The sequence below is a fragment of the Lentzea kentuckyensis genome (genome assembly GCF_002150765.1).
GTDB classification, from domain to species: Bacteria; Actinomycetota; Actinomycetes; order Mycobacteriales; family Pseudonocardiaceae; genus Lentzea; species Lentzea kentuckyensis.
In genome coordinates, this window is sequence record NZ_MUYM01000134.1 from 39,372 (window position 1) to 55,649 (window position 16,278).

Annotated in this window: 12 protein-coding genes; 6 read left to right on the forward strand and 6 right to left on the reverse strand. The window is 68.9% G+C overall.

What is annotated here, in order from left to right; translation table 11 throughout:
* The first annotated feature begins 108 nt into the window (after nt 1-108).
* On the forward strand, nt 109-873 hold the full coding sequence (locus B0F77_RS41785) for a GntR family transcriptional regulator (protein WP_086668606.1): 765 nt from the start codon (nt 109-111) through the stop codon (nt 871-873).
* A 24-nt stretch (nt 874-897) separates the two neighbouring features.
* Here the strand turns inward: B0F77_RS41785 and B0F77_RS41790 are convergent, their stop codons facing one another.
* Nucleotides 898-2,595 (reverse strand): cation:proton antiporter, encoded by a 1,698-nt coding sequence (locus tag B0F77_RS41790; protein WP_086668607.1) that lies wholly within the window; start codon nt 2,593-2,595, stop codon nt 898-900.
* A gap of 133 nt (nt 2,596-2,728) precedes the next feature.
* Here B0F77_RS41790 and B0F77_RS41795 point away from each other — a divergent pair, with 133 nt between their 5' ends.
* The gene (locus tag B0F77_RS41795) at nt 2,729-3,910 is read left to right on the forward strand and encodes a chymotrypsin family serine protease (RefSeq protein ID WP_143467198.1); all 1,182 of its coding nucleotides are present in this window, start codon (nt 2,729-2,731) and stop codon (nt 3,908-3,910) included.
* On the opposite strand, the gene B0F77_RS41800 is transcribed toward B0F77_RS41795, so the two are convergent.
* Nucleotides 3,891-5,516: a purine-cytosine permease family protein gene (locus B0F77_RS41800; RefSeq protein ID WP_086668609.1), complete on the reverse strand. Its 1,626-nt coding sequence runs from the start codon at nt 5,514-5,516 to the stop codon at nt 3,891-3,893. The genes B0F77_RS41795 and B0F77_RS41800 overlap by 20 nt on opposite strands.
* Before the next feature lie 78 nt (nt 5,517-5,594).
* Here B0F77_RS41800 and B0F77_RS41805 point away from each other — a divergent pair, with 78 nt between their 5' ends.
* Nucleotides 5,595-6,062: a hypothetical protein gene (locus B0F77_RS41805; protein WP_086668610.1), complete on the forward strand. Its 468-nt coding sequence runs from the start codon at nt 5,595-5,597 to the stop codon at nt 6,060-6,062.
* On the opposite strand, the gene B0F77_RS41810 is transcribed toward B0F77_RS41805, so the two are convergent.
* Nucleotides 6,059-8,038: a serine/threonine-protein kinase gene (locus tag B0F77_RS41810; RefSeq protein WP_143467199.1), complete on the reverse strand. Its 1,980-nt coding sequence runs from the start codon at nt 8,036-8,038 to the stop codon at nt 6,059-6,061. The two genes, B0F77_RS41805 and B0F77_RS41810, sit on opposite strands and share 4 nt — an antisense overlap.
* Nucleotides 8,039-8,161: 123 nt before the next feature.
* Complete coding sequence (locus B0F77_RS41815) at nt 8,162-8,788, reverse strand: class I SAM-dependent methyltransferase (protein ID WP_086668612.1); 627 nt, start codon at nt 8,786-8,788, stop codon at nt 8,162-8,164.
* Between the two features lie 70 nt (nt 8,789-8,858).
* Here B0F77_RS41815 and B0F77_RS41820 point away from each other — a divergent pair, with 70 nt between their 5' ends.
* From B0F77_RS41820 to B0F77_RS41830, 3 genes are all read left to right on the forward strand, one after another.
* Nucleotides 8,859-9,770 (forward strand): helix-turn-helix transcriptional regulator, encoded by a 912-nt coding sequence (locus B0F77_RS41820; RefSeq protein WP_211294298.1) that lies wholly within the window; start codon nt 8,859-8,861, stop codon nt 9,768-9,770.
* A 98-nt stretch (nt 9,771-9,868) separates the two neighbouring features.
* Nucleotides 9,869-10,342 carry a GtrA family protein gene (locus B0F77_RS41825; protein WP_245849346.1) on the forward strand — a complete coding sequence of 158 codons (474 nt, stop codon included), beginning with the start codon at nt 9,869-9,871 and terminating at the stop codon, nt 10,340-10,342.
* A gap of 149 nt (nt 10,343-10,491) precedes the next feature.
* On the forward strand, nt 10,492-12,966 hold the full coding sequence (locus B0F77_RS41830) for an AAA family ATPase (protein ID WP_086668614.1): 2,475 nt from the start codon (nt 10,492-10,494) through the stop codon (nt 12,964-12,966).
* On the opposite strand, the gene B0F77_RS41835 is transcribed toward B0F77_RS41830, so the two are convergent.
* Complete coding sequence (locus tag B0F77_RS41835) at nt 12,914-13,255, reverse strand: EthD family reductase (protein WP_086668615.1); 342 nt, start codon at nt 13,253-13,255, stop codon at nt 12,914-12,916. The two genes, B0F77_RS41830 and B0F77_RS41835, sit on opposite strands and share 53 nt — an antisense overlap.
* An 11-nt stretch (nt 13,256-13,266) precedes the next feature.
* Nucleotides 13,267-16,278: type I polyketide synthase (locus tag B0F77_RS41840; protein ID WP_143467200.1), on the reverse strand; the 3,012-nt coding region annotated here is incomplete at its 5' end.

A 16,278-nucleotide genomic window follows, 5' to 3' on the forward strand; every position in this document is an offset into this window, starting at 1 on the left:
CTTCTCAGGTCAACCCCCAGCTCGAACACGTGAGAGCGCTCCCGATCTTGCGCAGACTGGTCACTTACCACTGGTATGCCATACTGGCCGCCGACGAAGCGGAGAGGCATGGGCGAAGCGATCCTCAAGCGGGAGCGGGTCCGCGACCACCTGCTCGAACTCATCGAGACCCACCCGGCGGGAGCCCCGATCCCTGCCGAACGCGTGCTGTGCCAACAACTCTCGGTGTCCCGCCCAACAGTGCGCTCGGCCGTCGAGGAACTGGTCAACACCGGCCTGCTGGTCCGCCAGCACGGCCGCGGCACCTTCGTGGCCCGCGCCAAGATCACCCAGGAAATGGTCTCCGGCACCGGCTCCATGTCCCTGCCCCAAGCCTCGGGCACGTGGTCGTCCCGAGTGCTGGAACACGCCCGCATCCCGGCCGGCGCCCGAGTGGGCCGCCGCCTGCACCTCTCCCCCGCCGCCGAGATCCACTACATCGCCCGCCTGCGCCTGGTCGACGGCGAGCCCATGGCACTGGAATACCTGCACGTTCCCGCACTGGTCGCGCCCTCGTTGACGTTGCACGACATGGAGTCCGGCGACTTCTACGAACGACTGCGCGAACACGGCGTCCACGTTTCCGAGGCCGTGCAGTCGATCGAGCCGACGGTGACCAACGAGTCCGAGGCCTCGCTGCTCGGGGTGCCGGAGCTGGCGCCGGCGTTGCTGTTCGAGCGGCTCACCACGGACGTGGAGGGGCGGCACGTCGAGTACGTGCACTCGATCTACCGGGGGGACCGCTATCGGATCGTGTCGAAGCTGACGCTCGGGGACTCGCCGCGGAGCACCGTTGATGTGCAGGCGCGGATCGGCAACTCGGGCCCGTTCTGACGTAACCGCCGGGCTCCTGCGCTGTCAGAAGAACCGGGCGCTCTGGCTGTCGATGAACGTCTGCGCCCGCTCCAAGGTGTGCGACGCGTAAGTCCCGCCAGCCCGAGCCTCCAACAGCGCGTTCTGCTGAGCCTCCGTCATCATCCGCTGCAACTCCCGGCGCTGGTGCACAGCACTGTCCGGATCCTGCTCCAGGAACACCTTCTCCACCCCCTCGCTCATCGCGAGCGTCCGTTCCCGGGTCTGCTCCAGCAACTCCGAGTCGAACTCCTGCCCGTTCTCCCGGCACAGCTCAGGATTCCCGAGAAAACTGTGGGTAGCCGTCATCAGCTCCCCCGCCAGCCGCGCATACTCCCGTCGCTCGTGCTCGGAGTCGTTGCCACGAACGCCGAGCCACCGAATCACCAGCGGCAGCGAACCGCCCTGCACCACCAGGGTGACGATCGCGACCGTGAAGGCGATCAGGATCAGCTCCGGCCGGTACGGCAGGTCCGTGGGCAACGTCTGGGCGGCGGCCAGCGTCACGACACCGCGCATCCCGGACCAGGCGAGCACCGCGCCGCCGCGCCAGCTCAGCCCCTCGCTCGCGTAGAACGCCACGTCGGCCTGTCTGCGTTGCAGCGCACGGACTCCGCGGTCGTACCGCCTCTCGTCGCCGGGGCGGGGGCCGCGTGCCGTGAGACGGTCCAGAAAGGACTCGATCTTGTCGGCGAACGCGTCCGCACGGCGTTGCTGGCGGCGCAGCAGCGCGATCAGCGGGATCACGAACACCCCGCGCAGCAACACCAGAGCCAAGGTGACCAGCAGGCCGATCACCAGGGTTCGGGCCAGCCCCTCCTGAGCCACGTCGTTGACGACCGAGGTGAGTTCGAAGCCCATCAGCAGGAACACGCCGTTCTCCAGCAGCAGCTGGATCGTGCGCCAGTTCGTGCGTTCGGAGATGCGGTCGTGCGCGGTGAACTTGCGGGCGCTCAGGTGTCCGGTGATCAGGCCGGCCACGACGACGGCGATCACGCCGGACGCGTGCACCTCCTCGGCCGGGATGAACGCGAGGAACGGCACGACGTACGAGATCGCGGTCGTCAGCACCGGCTGGCCCTGGATCCGCGAGCGCACCAGCACCGACACGATGCCGACCGCGGTTCCGATCACCACTCCTACGGACACGGCGAACGCGAAGTCACCCAACGCCCCGCCGAACGACACGCTGGCCGTGATCGCGACGATGGCCGTGCGCAGCAGCACCAAAGCGGTGGCGTCGTTGACCAGTCCCTCGCCTTCGAGGATCGTCACGAGCCGCGGTGGCAGGCCGAGCTTCTTGCCGATCGAGGTGGCGGCGACCGCGTCCGGCGGGCTGATCACCGCGCCCAGCGCCAACGCCGCCGCGAACCCGATCTCCGGCAGCGACCACCAGATCAGCAGGCCCGTCCCGAACGCGGACACGGCCACCAGCAGCACCGACAGCGACCCGATGGTCGCGAAGTTGCGCCGGAAGTCCACGACCGGCACGTTCACCGCCGCCGAGTACAGGATCGGCGGCAGCACCACCGTGAGGATCACCTCCGGCTCCACGAAGACGTGCGGAGCGCCGGGCAGTTGACTGCACGCCATGCCGACGAGCACGAGCAGCACCGGCGCCGCGACGCCCAGCTTGGGAGCGAAGTACGACACCGCCACGATGATCAGCACGCCCACGACCGCGAGCATCGCCAGTTCCTGCATGACGTGCAGTTTGTCTGATGGAGACCGATCTTGCCCGGGATGCAACAGGGGAAATCCCGGGGTGCTGATCACACCCCGCGCCGTGATCCGCTGCGCTGACCGGATAGTCCGGTTCACTAAGGGGGAGATCACGTTGAACAGACGGACATGGGCGGCCGCCGCACTCGCCGCCGGGTCACTGCTCGCGGTGCTGCCCGGCACGGCGACCGCGGCCCTCTCGACGGACGACGCCATCCCGCCGGTCGCGGACCGCGTCTACGAGCTCGGTCACGACCGCGGCTTCACCAGCCAGCGCACCGACTACCAGCACCGCGCCATCACCGTCCGCTGGTCCGGCGCCGTTCCGCAGGACGTGCAGCAGTACGCCGACTCCAAGCCCAACGGCGTCACCGTCACGATCGTGCCCGGCGCCAAGTACTCCCGCGCCCAGGCCGAGGCCGCCCGCACCAAGCTGCAGAACAGCGCCTACGGCCGTCAGCTCGGCATCGTCTCCACGTCACTGCGCCAGGACGGCAGCGGCGTCGACGTCAACGTCGCCACCACGCAGTCGACGTTCGCGGCCACCGAGGCCAAGCAGGTCGCGGGCATCGACGACGTGCAGATCAACTACGGCGCGCAGGCGCCCCAGGGCTACTCGCGCCCCAACGACGCGGCGCCGTGGAAGGGCGGCGCGAGGATCGTGCACGGCGGCAGCGGCGCCTGCACGTCCGGGTTCGCCGTGCTCAAGGGCAGCACCGGCAAGCTGATCACCGCCCGCCACTGCGACCCCGGCGCCAACGCCGCGGTCACCGACGGCGCCGGCCAGCAGATCGCACCCGGTGGCGCGTCGGTCGCGGGCATCCCGGCCGTCGACTCGCTGATGATCGACCCGTCGGCCTCCCCCGCCACCACCCCGAAGGTCTACCGCGGCGCGTGGAACAGCAACACGACCTCGACGGTGAAGAACTACGCGTCGAACTGGCCTGGCGACCCGGTCTGCAACTCCAGCTCCAGCACCGGCGAGCACTGCGGTGAGGTCTACGACGACAGCCAGAACATCAGCTTCGGCGGCGTCACGGTCAACGTCATCCAGGTGAAGGCGACCTCCGGGATCATGGGCGGCCAGGGCGACAGCGGTGGCCCGATGTTCAAGAAGCTGTCCAACGGCGTGCAGGCGCGCGGCATCCTGCTCGGCCCGGACACCGACTTCGGGCAGACCACCTCGTGTGGCACCACCGACCCGGAAGTCGGTCAGATCTACTGCTCGCGGTACATCAACTACGTGCCGATCAGCACGATCCTCAACGCGTGGGGCGTCAGCCTGGAAGTGGGCTGACCGGCAGGACATGACGGCCTTCGCGATCGGTGCTCAGGCACAACGAGCAGATCTCTCCGCCGATCGCGCTGGCCGTCATGTCCGGCCTCTCGTAGGACTCATGGCACACCACGCACTCGTACAGCGTCCCGCTCGGGTTGCCGTCCGCGTCCAGCACCGGTTCCTCGATGCCGTCATCGGTGCGGCGCAGGTAGAACCGGCCACGCGTGAGCACCGCGAGCAACGGCGTCAGCACGATCGGGATGCCGACCGCCACCAGCGGCGAGTAGGGCTGGACGGCCGCGCCGAACAGTCCGAAGTAGACGGAGATGGACAGGATCGACGAGGCGAGGAACGACCCGACGCCCACCGGGTTGACCGCGTAGAGCATGCCCCGGCGGAACTCCGGCTGCTTCGGCGACAGCTTCAGCAGGTACTTGTTGATCACGATGTCCGTGGCGACCGTGACGACCCACGCCATCGCGCAGTTCGAGTAGAAGCTCAGCAGGTTGTTCAGGAAGCTGAACATGTTCGCTTCCATCAGCACCAGCGCGATCGCGAGGTTCACCAGCACGAACACCAGCCGCCCCGGATAGTGCTTGGTCACGCGGGTGAACGAGTTGGTCCACGCCAGCGACCCCGAGTAGGCGTTGGTGACGTTGATCTTCACCTGGCTCAGCACCACCAGCACGAGCGCGAGCGGCACCACCAGCCACGGCGGCATGAACTGCTTGAACACCCCGGTGAACTGCTCGATCGGCTCCACCGCGGCGACCTTCCCGACCGCGTCGAGCACGTAGACGGCCATGAACACGCCGAACGTCTGCTTGAGCGCGCCGAACACCACCCAGCCAGGTCCGGCCAGGATCGTCGCCGTCCACCAGGCCCGCTTGTTCTCGGCGGTCCGCGGCGGCATGAACCGCAGGTAGTCGATCTGCTCGCCGATCTGCCCCATCAACGACAGGCACACGCCCGCGCCGAGCATCACCGCCGCCGCGTTGACCCCGCTGTCGCCGTAGGCGAGGAATCGGCTCACGGAGTCCGGGTCGGCGATCACCAGGTACAGCAGCGGCGCGACCATCAGCAGCAGCCACAACGGGTTCGTCCAGCTCTGCAGCTTCGCCAGCACCTTCATCCCGTAGATCACCAGCGGGATGATCACCAGCGTCGACGTGGCATAGCCCAGCCACAACGGCAGCCCGAGCGCGTACCGCAGGCCCTGCGCCATGATCGAGCCTTCGAGCGCGAAGAAGATGAACGTGAAGCTCGCGAAGATCACGCTCGTGATGACCGACCCGTAGTAGCCGAACCCGGATCCGCGCGTGATGAGGTCGAGGTCGATGTTGTACCGGGCGGCGTAGTAGGCCAGCGGGAACCCGGTCACGAAGATGACGATCGCGGCGAACCCGATGGCCAGCAACGCGTTCCCGGTGCCGTGCGTGAGCCCGATGCCGGCGCCGATCGAGAAGTCGGCCATGTAGGCGATCCCGCCCAGCGCCGATGCCCCGACGACCGACGGAGTCCACCGCCGGTACGTCCGCGGCGCGAACCGCAGGGTGTAGTCCTCCAGCGTCTCCTTGGACGCAGCGGCGGCGGGCGCGCGCTCCACAACCTCGTCAACCGTCATGGACCCCGACGCTAGGAAGCACGCGTTTCAGCCGATCACCGCGTATGTGACGGGCGTGTGACGCTAAGTTCATCGATCATGGATGACCTCGTCGAGTTCATGAAGGAACGCAGGCGCGCCGACGAGGCGGCCGCGCGGGCATGGGCCGCCCGGTCCGCCACCATCACCGGATGGGCCCAGAAGGTCGCGTCCGTGCTGACACGCCACCAGATCCCGGCCGAGCAGACGCTCTACGACCGGGTCGGCGACCAGAAGGTCCGCATCGCGGCCGGGTGGCTGGTGCTCACCACGAGGACCCCGAGCGGGGCGCGTCCCGGCGTGCTCAAGGACGCCGGGATCCTCCTCACGCCGGGCGGGGAACTCTGGCAGTACGACAACGAGTGGCCGATGTCCGCCCGCCTCACCGCGACGATCCCCGCGTTCCGCACCGCCGAGGGCGCCGCGTTGATGGCCAGGTGCGAGTGGATCCTCGACAACGTCATCGAGGCGTTCGCGGACACGCTGGACCGCAACGGCGTCGACGTCAGTGAACTCGAAGACCTCTAGCGAGCCGGCAGTTTCCAGATCCGGATCGACTTGTCCGCGCCGGCACAGGCGATCCGCTCGCCCTTCGGGTCGAACGCCACGTCCTCGATCCGCGCCCCGGCACCGATGACCATGGCGCGGACGGACTTCGTGCCCACATCCCACAGCTGCACGGCGTTGCCGTGGCCCCAGGTCGCGATGGTCCTGCCGTCCGGGTGGTACAGGGCTTTGGTGATGATGTCGTCGCCCTCCGTCCGGTCGAACACCGCCTTGCTCTGCCCGGTCTCGACATCCCACAGCTGCATGCTGTTCGAGCCGTCGTCGTCGGGAACCGCGAGCGTCTTGCCGTCCGGGGAGAACGCCGCGCCGGGGGCGCTGGAGTCCTTGATGACCTTCACGGTCTTCCCGGTCGCCGGGTCGACCAGTTTGATCTCCTGGAACTTCGTGCCGCCGTAGGCCAGCAGCGACCCGTCCTTGTTGAAGGAGAGCTCACTGCCGCCGTCGGCCTCGGTCAGGCCGATCTTCACCTTGCGGGTCGCCACGTCCCACACCTTGAGGCCGCCGCCGTGGGTCAGGCCGACGATCGTCTTGCCGTCCGGGTGGAAGCGCAGGGTCTTCATGATCGACCTGGCGTCCTCGAGCGTGCCGATCTGCGTGCGGTCAGCGAGGTTCCAGAGGTAGGTGGTGCTGTCGCCGGTGCGGTTGCCGCCCGCCGCGAGGATCTTGCCGTCGGGGCTGATCGCGACCGCGCACGACGAGGCGCCGCCCGGCCCGTCCGGGTTCTGGACCGTGCCGAGCAGCTTGCCGGTCCCGGTGGTGTCCCAGATGCGGACGACGGCGCCGTCGAGGTCGTCGTCGCCGCTGACGAGGATCTTGCCGTCCGGGCTCCACGCGATCGACGTGACGGTCGCCTTGTGGTCGGAGAGCTGGATGTGCTCGGTGATCTCCTCCGGGCGTCCCGGCTGCGCCACCGACGAGGTCGTCGACTCCTCGGAGCCGCCCTCCTTCTTCGAGGCGAGGTTGTTGTCGTTGTTGGTCGGCAGCTGTGCGCCCCCGCCGTCGTTGTTCCGCGTGTTCAGCCACCACGCGGCACCACCGCCGAGCGCCACGACCGCGCCGACGCCGGCGAGCAGCACCGTGCGTCTGCTGGGGCCGGATCTGATCGGGACCGGCACCGCCAGTGCCACGGGTGCGCCAGCCAGCAGCGCGTAGGCCTGGCCGATCGACGCGCGTTCGGCCGGGTTCTTGCGCAGCAGGCCGCCCAGCAGTGACGACAGGCGGCCGGCGCGCTGAGGTGGCGCCGGTTCCTGCGTGAGCAGCATGGACAAGGTGGTCATGAAGTCCTGGCCCTGGTACGGAGGCCGGCCCTCCACGGCGGCGTAGAGGGTGGCGCCGAGCGACCACATGTCGGTCGCCGGGGTGATCGGCGCGCCGGTGCCCTGCTCGGGCGCCATGTACGCGGGTGTGCCGACGATCGAACCGTCGGTGGTCAGCGGCGCGTCGCCGGTGAGCCGCGCGATGCCGAAGTCGGTGATCACGACCCGGTCGCCGGACAGCAACACGTTGGCGGGCTTGAGGTCGCGGTGCACGATCCCGGCCTCGTGCGCCGCCCTGAGCGCGCCGAGCATCGCGTTGGCGACGTAGGCGACCTGCTCGACCGGCAACGCGCCCCGGGCCTTGATCGCGTCGGCCAGGGAGCCGCCGCTCACGTACTCCATCACGATCATCGGCGTGCCGTTGTACTCGACGACGTCGTGCACGGTGACGATGCCGGGGTGGTTGAGGTGACCGGCGAGCTGCGCCTCGCGCATGGCGCGCTGGCACAGCAGCTCCCGTTGCTGGGCGTCGAGACCGGCGGGCAGCAGCAGCTCCTTGATGGCCACCTCACGGCCGATGACCTCGTCACGGCCGAGCCAGACCCGGCCCATGCCGCCGGTGCCGATCACCTGAACCAGCCGGTAGCGCTGCGCCACCAGACTTCCCGTCGCGTCTGTCACGGCGGGCAGCTTAGATGGGAACGGGCCGTGTTTCGTGCGTATCTCTCAAGTTCGAGAATTACCGGAACTGTTGGCAGCAAAGAAACATAGTGCGCCTTCAATCGGTCGGCTATAGACCTGTCGCTAGTGGACTCTCGCGACCTCGACCCCGACCTCCCCGAACATTCGCAGCTTCAGCGTCCTGGTCGGCTCCACGGTGAAGCCGGCCGCGGCGATTCGCTTCGCCACGGCAGGTCCGTGCTCGTGGTCGTGGCCGTGATCGTGCCCCTTGCCGTGGCTGTGCACCGCGTCGGCCAGTACCAGCACGCCGTCCGGCCGCAGCACGCGTCGCACCTCGGCGAGCATCTCGTCCTTCGACGAGGCCTCCAGGTGGTGCAGCATCAGACTGGAGAACACCACGTCGAACGAGGCGTCCGGGAAAGCGAGCTCCTGGGCGAACCCGCGGTCCAGCTGTGCCGTCAGCCCCGCCCGCCGGATCTTGCGCTCGGCACGGGCCAGCATCTTCAGATCCGGATCCACGCCCACGAGTGCCACGTCGCGGAGCCGCTTCCCGGTCCCTCGCAACAGGTTTCCGGTTCCGCAGCCGACGTCCAGCACGCGGTGGCCGTCCCGCAGCCCGGCCAGCGCGATCATCTCGCGGTGCACGTGCCGCAGCCCGGACACCTGGTGCAGCACGTCGTAGAAGGGCAGCAGGTAGTGCTTGCCCATGCCCGGCAGGTAGTCCCGCTCCTGGGACGATATTTCGGCCATTGCTCCATTGTGACTGCACTTCCAGCAAGGTTTCTGTGTCGATCGACGGTTTGAGTGGGATGATTTGACGGTGCGAGCCCGACGAACTGCCCCGCGTGCGGACGAACCGGCGACCTACACGTGGCAGCCGATGCCCGGCGAACTGTCCGTGGCGGTCGTGCCCCTGGGACACGACGCCCACATCGACGGCGCACATGAGGCGCACTCGCACGACTTTCCCGGCATCTCCTTCTTCTCCGGTGACGGCGGCATCGTGCGCACCGGGAAGCAGGTCCGGCACGTCGAGGCCGGTGACCTGTTCGTCATCGCGCCCGGCGACGTCATGGGCCGGGCCGACCGCGATGACCTCCTTGGCGCGCAGGGCTGGGGCGTGTTCTTCACCGCCGACGCGCTCGGCCCGGAGACCCCCGGCGCGCACCTGGCGTGGCGTACCCATCCGCTGCTGTTCCCGTTCGTCCGCGGCGGCGCGACCGGTGCGTTGAGGCTCAAGGTGCCGCCCGAGGACCGGAACCAGTGGGCGGCCCGCGTCGAGGCGCTGCGCGACGAGCTGACGCACCGCCCCGAGGGGTACCGCGAAGCCGTGTCCGCGCACCTGGTGCTGCTCCTGGTCGGGGTGTCGAGGCTGGCCGCGGACGTGGTCGGCGACCTGCGCGAGAACGCCGAACCGATGCTCGCCGAGGTGTTCGACGTGATCGAGCGTCGGTACCCGGAACCGTTGTCACTGCGGGAGGTCGCCGAGGCCGTGAGCATCTCCCCCGGCCACCTGACCTCGACGGTCCGCAAGCGCACCGGTCGCACGGTCCAGGAGTGGATCACGGAACGCCGGATGGTCCAGGCGCGGCGGCTGCTGAGCGTCACCGAGTTGACGATCAGTGACATCGGGCGGCAGGTGGGCTTTCCGGACGCCGGGTACTTCGCCCGGACGTTCGGCAAGCTGCACGGGATGAGCCCGACGTCGTGGCGGCGGATGAACGGCCGCTGAACTCCTGCGAACGGCCTGGCGAGCGGCGGCCGTTTCGCCGGGTTCGCCCTGCCCGGTCGTGGCACTGTCGTGCTGTGACCGTCGGCGAGCAGACCACCTTGAGCACCAGCGAAAGCGACCTCGGGGCGAGGTTCCACGACCTGATGGAGGTCGTCGTCCGGCGGTTGCCGTTCGGTCTCGCCGGGGTCGTCGCGCCCAGTTTCCTCGGCTTCGCGCTGATCAACGGCTGCACGTTCGGCATCGACCTGATGCTGCTCGCGCTCTTCCGCAGTGGTCTGGGCCTGCCGGTGCCGATCGCCTTCACCATCGCCTACGTCCTGGCGTTCGGGCTGAGCTTCGTCCTCAACCGCGCGCTGAACTTCCGCTCGCACGCGCCGGTCGGCCCGCAGGCGGGGCTGTACGCGGTGGCGATCCTGATCAACTACTTGGCGTTCATCCTCGGCGTCGGCAGCGCGCTGACCGCGATCGGCGTGCAGTATCTGCTCTCCCGCGTCGTCGCCGGCGTCTGCGAGGCCGCGTTCATGTACAGCGTGATGCGCTGGATCATCTTCCGCGACACCAAAGGTCACTGATTTCGTCAGGGCGGGTGTCCCCGGTAATCCATGCCAAATCAATGCCATGACGTGACAGCTCAAGGTCGTCACTTTAGGTTCAGAGCCAGTCATTCTCCGTCAACGGCGTAGCCCACCTCGGCGGCGCGCGACGCCAGGAGGACCGGCTGATGCGACTGGTGGAACGGGAAGAACAGCTCGCTCGCCTGGAGGCGATGTTCGCCGACTGTCTGGCGGGCCGCGGACGGATCGTGCTGGTCAGCGGCGCGCTCGGCAGCGGGAAGACGGCGTTGCTGCAGGAGTTCGGCGAGCGAGTGGCCTTCGCCGGAGCCGCTTTCGTCAGCGCGGTCGGGTCGTGGGCGGAGCGCGGCCTGCGGTTCGGGGTGGTCAGCCAGCTCCTGCACGACGCGTCCGTGTCGGCGCTCGGCCGCCGGTTCGTCAGCGCTGTCCTGCACCGCACCGTCCTGCTGGGCCCGGCACTGCACGCGCTCTGCCTGGGCCTGCTGGAGATCACCGAACGGGTGCCGCTCGTCATCGGCGTCGACGACGTGGACCTCGCCGACCAGGCGTCGCTGAACTGCCTGCTGTCACTGGCCCGGCGGCTGCGGTCGGCGCGGGTGCTGTTCCTGTTCACCGAGTCCGCGCAACCGCGGTCGTCGTTCCGGATCGAACTGCTCCGCCTGCCGCAGTGCGCGCACCTGACCCTCGAACCGCTGACCGAACGCGGTGTCGCCACCATGCTCGACTCACCGGACGCCGAGCGGATCCACGCGCTCAGCCGCGGCAACCCGTTGCTGGCGCGGGCCATCGCCGAGGACGACCTGCAGCAGGCCGTGCTGCGCTGCCTGCACCGCGGCGGACCGCTCGTCCGGCACACCGCGCGGGCGATCGCGGTGCTCGGCGAACGCGCCACGCCGACGGCGATCAGCAGGTTGATCGGGGTCGACCGGCACGCGATCACGCACGCCCTGCGCGTGCTGACCGCAGCGGGCCTGCTGGGCGGCGGCAGGTTCCGGCACGCCGGCACGCGGGACACCGTGCTGGCCGACGCCCCACCGGCCCAGCGCGGCAGCCTGCACGCCCGCGCGGCACGCATGCTGCACGACCGGGGCGAGGCCGCCGAGGTCGTCGCCTGGCACCTGCTCGAAGGCCCGCCGCGCTGGCACGAGTGGGTCGTGCCGGTGCTGCGGGCGGCGGCCGAGCACGGCCGGGCGGACTTCGCGACGCGCTGCCTGGAACTCGCGCGCAAGTCCTCTGTGGACCCGGCGGAGAAGGCCGCGATCACCGCCGAGCTCGCCCAGCGCGAGTTCCGATCGAACCCCATGGCGGCCGGCCGGCACCTGTCGGCGTTGCGAGAAGCGTTGCGGGCCGGTCATCTCGACCGCTCGGCGACGGTCACGGTGGTCAGCCAGCTGCTGTGGCACGGACGGGCCGGCGAGGCACTCGACCTGGTGCGGGACCACCCGGACGCCGAGCGGTTCCTGGCCTCCGCGCACCCCGCGCTGGCGCGGTGGCGACGCCATCCGAACTCCCCGCTCACCGACCTGCTCGGGCGCCAGGACGGCTCCGCGGCAAGGCGTGCCGAGCGAGTGCTTCGCGGCACGCGGTTGAGCGGTGAGATGCCGTGGCCCACGGTCTTCGCGGTGCAGACGCTCATCTACGCCGACCGGCTGGACAGCGCGGCCGCGTGGTGCGGACGGTTGCTGCACCAGGCCGGCGACAACGTGACGTGGCAGGCGATGTTCTCCAGCCTGCGGGCGGAAGTCGCGCTGCGCCAAGGTGATCTGCGGGCCGCTCGACGCCTGGCGAGGGTCGCGCTCGGGCTCCTGCCGCCACACGCCTGGGGCACCGCGGTCGCGGGCCCGTTGAGCTGCCTGATTCTCGCGTGCACGAGGGCCGGTCGGTACGCCGAGGCGGGCGAGCACGTCGCGCAACCCGTTCCGGAGGCGGCGTTGCAGACCCGGTTCGGCCCGCACTACCTGCACGCGCGCGGCGAGTACCACCTCGCGACCGATCGGCCCGACGCCGCCTTGGCCGATTTCCGGGCGTGCGGCGAACTGCTGCGCGCGTGGGGTCAGGACCATCCCGGTGTAGTGGCGTGGCGGGTGCACGCCGCGCGGGCGCTGCTGGCTGTGGGCAGGCCCGCCCGGCACCTGCTGATCGACCAGCTGGACCTGACCACCCAGCGATCACGCGCGCGCGGCCTCGCGTTGCGCGTGCTGGCGTCGCTCTGCGATCCCGCTCTTCGGACGCGGATGCTCGCGGAGTCCGCCGAGATCCTCGAGGACCGCGGCGACAGGTTCGGCCTGGCACAAGCCCTGGCCGACCTGAGCGCCGCGCTGGGCGACCACCCGCGAGCCCGGATGATCGCGCGCCGCGCGTGGCACGTGGCACACGAGTGCGACGCGCATCCGCTGCTCCCCGCCGACGTGCCGGATGTGACCGGACAGGTGGAGGTGCTGACGGAGGCCCAGCGCCGGGTGGCCGCGCTGGCCGCCGACGGTCACACCAACCGGGAGATCGCGCGCAGGCTGTTCGTCACGACGAGCACCGTCGAGCAACACCTCACGCGCGTCTACCGGAAGCTGGACATCAAGCACCGCAGTGAACTTCCGGCCGGATCTCGTCGACGATCTCGCCGGTGAACACGACGACCCCGGCACCGGCGAAGTTCGCCATGTCGGCCTGCGCGGCCTGACCTTCCGGCGTGCTCATCGCGGCCTGCAGCGCCTCGGCGGAGTCGGCGATGATGTCGACCTTGACGTAGAACGGCGGCGGCGTGCCGTCCGGGTTCGACGCGAGCTTCGTGGCGGTGGCGCCGCGCAGCCCCAGTTCGACGACCTTGCGGGCCAGCGGCGCGTGGACGGTGAAGAAGTGCTCGTCGAACGCCTCGGGGTCGGCCGGGTGGTGGTAGAGGCAGGTGAAGACGTACATCGGTGGTCCTTTCACTGGGGGAAATAACCGGTGCGCTCGAAGAACCGGATGCAGGTGTCCAGCAGGTCGTCGGTGATCTCCGGACAGGGGAAGCCGGCTTCGGCCGTCTCCCCGGCGTCATAGGTGATGCGAAGTTCTTCCGCCTGGGTCGCTTCGGTGAACACGTCCAGGAGGGCGTTCGCGGCGTTGTCCGGATCGCTGCGGACCCTGTCGTTCCACTGCTCTCTCGGTAGTTCTTCGAGCTGGTGGCCGTGGTGCCTGAGCCGGTCGACGAGTTTGTTCAGACTCACCGGTTCCGAGCTGCAGAGGTGGTAGGTGGCCTGCTTGGGTTCCTTGGGTTTCTTGGACAGTCCGACGATGGCCGCGCTGACGTAGTCGACGGGCGCGATCGTGAACAGCGCTTTCGCTTGTGCCGGCACGGCTTTGGCCTGCAGACAGCCTTTGAGGCTGCGCCACACGAAGTCGTTCGTCTGGCAGGCGCCGCTGACTCTGCTGCCGCACACCGTGTCCACCCGGTAAACCGTGACGGGCAGGCCTCGGCGTTGTGCCTCGCGCACGATCTCCTCGGCGACCCACTTGCTCTGCTGGTACCCCGTCGGCAGCTGCTCGACTGGTCCGGTCTCGGCATCCGTGGTCTTCGGGCCGCCCGGCCGCGCGAACACTCCCGTGGTCGACACGTAGTGCACTTTGGCCGTCCGATGCCTCGCGGCCAGGCGCAGCACTTCTTCCGTGCCTTTGACGTTGGCCGCCTTGAGCTCCTGGTACGGCTCCAGCCAGCTCACCCGCGCACCCGCGTGGTAGACGACGTCGATGGTGTGGGCCAGTTCGTCGAACCGTTGCTCGTCGAGCCCGAGTCGCGGTTCGGCAAGGTCTCCTGTTACCGCCCGGACGCGTTCGAGATCGACTTCAAGGCCATACCAGTCGAGGTTGTTCTTGAGGCGGGCCAACGCTCTGCTGTCGTCCTCGGCCCGTACCAGGCAGTGCACGCGGGCTGTCGTCTGATCGAGGAGGTCCCGCAGCAGGAACGCCCCGAGGAAACCCGTGGCGCCCGTCAGCAAGATCTCTCGCGGCTCGCCAGTAGCTCTGACCGCCGGCTGAATGTCCTCAGCCAACCCGATTTCTCCGGCGAAGTCCGTCTCGGTGGTCACGCTTTCACCGTTGAGGAACGCGGCCAGCGTTACCGGAGTGGGTTGCTCGAACACAATGGTGGCCGCCAACCGGCGCCCGGTCGCCGTGGCCAGCCGGTTGCGCAGTTCCACCGCCAGCAACGAGTCGACCCCCATGTCCCTGAACGGCTTCCCGGCGTCGAACTCGTCGTCTTCCAGCCTGAGCACAGCTTTCGTCGTCGCGCACACCAACTCGACCATGTCTTCGGCCGCGTCCGCCGCCGGTTCGGCCGTGTGGTCGGCGTCGAGCCAGTAGCGCCGCCGCTGGAACGGATAGGTCGGCAGCTTGACCTTCCGCGCGCCGGGGAACATCCCCGCCCAGTCGACCTCGACCCCGCGCACAAACGCCTCACCAAGCGCCCGCACAAACCGATCCACCCCGCCGTCGTCACGGTGCAGCGTCCCCGAAACAGCAGCCCCCTCCACCGTCTCCTCGACAGCGACCGTCAGCACCGGATGCGGGCTGATCTCGATGAACTTGCGATGCCCGTGCTCGACCAGCGTCCGGACGGCAGACTCGAACAGCACGGTCTGCCTGACGTTGCGGTACCAGTACTCGGCGTTCAACTCGGTCGTGTCGATCCACTTCTCGTCCACCGTCGAGAAGAACTCGATCTCCGCCTTCTTCGGCGTGATGCCGTCGAGCGCCTTGATCAGGTCGTCCCGCAACTCCTCGACCTGCGGCGAATGGGACGCGAAGTCCACCGGAATCCGCTTGCCGTCCAAGGCTTCCAGCGCATCCAGGTCGCCCGCCACCACGATCGACCTCGGCCCGTTGATCGCCGCCACCGCCAGCCGCGGATCACTCGGCAACTCCGTCACGACCATCATGCCGCCCCGGCCCGCCAGCTTTCGGGCGATCAGCCAGCTACGCCGCGCCACAACCCTCGCACCGTCCACAACGGACAACGCCCCCGCCGTGACCGCGGCCGCGATCTCCCCCTGCGAATGCCCGACAACCGCCTTGGGCTCAACCCCTTTCCCCCGCCACAGGTGTGCCAGCGACACCATGACGGCCCAGAGCGCGGGCTGCACGACGTCGACCCTCTCCAACGCCTTCGCGTCGTCGAGCACCTCGAACAGGTCCCACTCGACCTCCGGCTCCAGGGCCTCCGCGCACTCCCGCATCCGATCCACGAACGCCGGCTCGGCCGCGATCAGGTCGACCGCCATGCCGGCCCACTGCGAGCCCTGGCCCGGGAAGACGAAGCAGACGTCGCCCTCGACGTCGGCTACCCCCTCGACCACCTGGTCACCTACGACGACGGCCCGGTGCTCCAGCATCGCCCTGGTTGTGACCAGCGAAAACGCGATGTCGGCGTTCGGTACCAGCTCCCGCACCTGCTCGACGCGCGCCCGCAACGCTTTCACACCCCGGGCCGTCACCACGAGCGGAATCGATTCGGATTGGCAGGCCCCCTGGGGGGATCGGGTCCCCACTCCAATCATCTCAGGCAGGTCTGACAATTCCTGACCAGCCGAAACCGGGCCAGCTTCCAAGATCACGTGCGCGTTCGTGCCCGACACCCCAAAAGACGACACCGCCGCCCGACGCGGACGACCCACCACCGGCCAAGGCCGTGCCGACGTCAACAACTCCACCGACCCCGAAGACCAATCCACGTGCGGCGAAGGCGAGTCGACGTGCAAAGTCCGCGGCAACACCCCGTGTCGCATCGCCATGACCGCCTTGATCACACCGCCAACGCCCGCGGCAGCTTGAGCGTGACCGATGTTCGACTTCAAAGATCCCAGCCACACCGGATCCACCCGCTGCCCGTACACCGCGATCAACGCCTGCGCCTCAACAGGATCGCCAAGCAAAGTCCCGGTACCGTGCGCCTCCACCACGTCCAC

Coding starts and splice junctions, on each gene's coding strand:
- B0F77_RS41785 (WP_086668606.1), top strand. CDS start 109: ATGGGCGAAGCGATCCTCAAGCGGGAGCGGGTCCGCGACCACCTGCTC.
- B0F77_RS41790 (WP_086668607.1), bottom strand. CDS start 2,595: ATGCAGGAACTGGCGATGCTCGCGGTCGTGGGCGTGCTGATCATCGTG.
- B0F77_RS41800 (WP_086668609.1), bottom strand. CDS start 5,516: ATGACGGTTGACGAGGTTGTGGAGCGCGCGCCCGCCGCCGCTGCGTCC.
- B0F77_RS41805 (WP_086668610.1), top strand. CDS start 5,595: ATGGATGACCTCGTCGAGTTCATGAAGGAACGCAGGCGCGCCGACGAG.
- B0F77_RS41815 (WP_086668612.1), bottom strand. CDS start 8,788: ATGGCCGAAATATCGTCCCAGGAGCGGGACTACCTGCCGGGCATGGGC.
- B0F77_RS41830 (WP_086668614.1), top strand. CDS start 10,492: ATGCGACTGGTGGAACGGGAAGAACAGCTCGCTCGCCTGGAGGCGATG.
- B0F77_RS41835 (WP_086668615.1), bottom strand. CDS start 13,255: ATGTACGTCTTCACCTGCCTCTACCACCACCCGGCCGACCCCGAGGCG.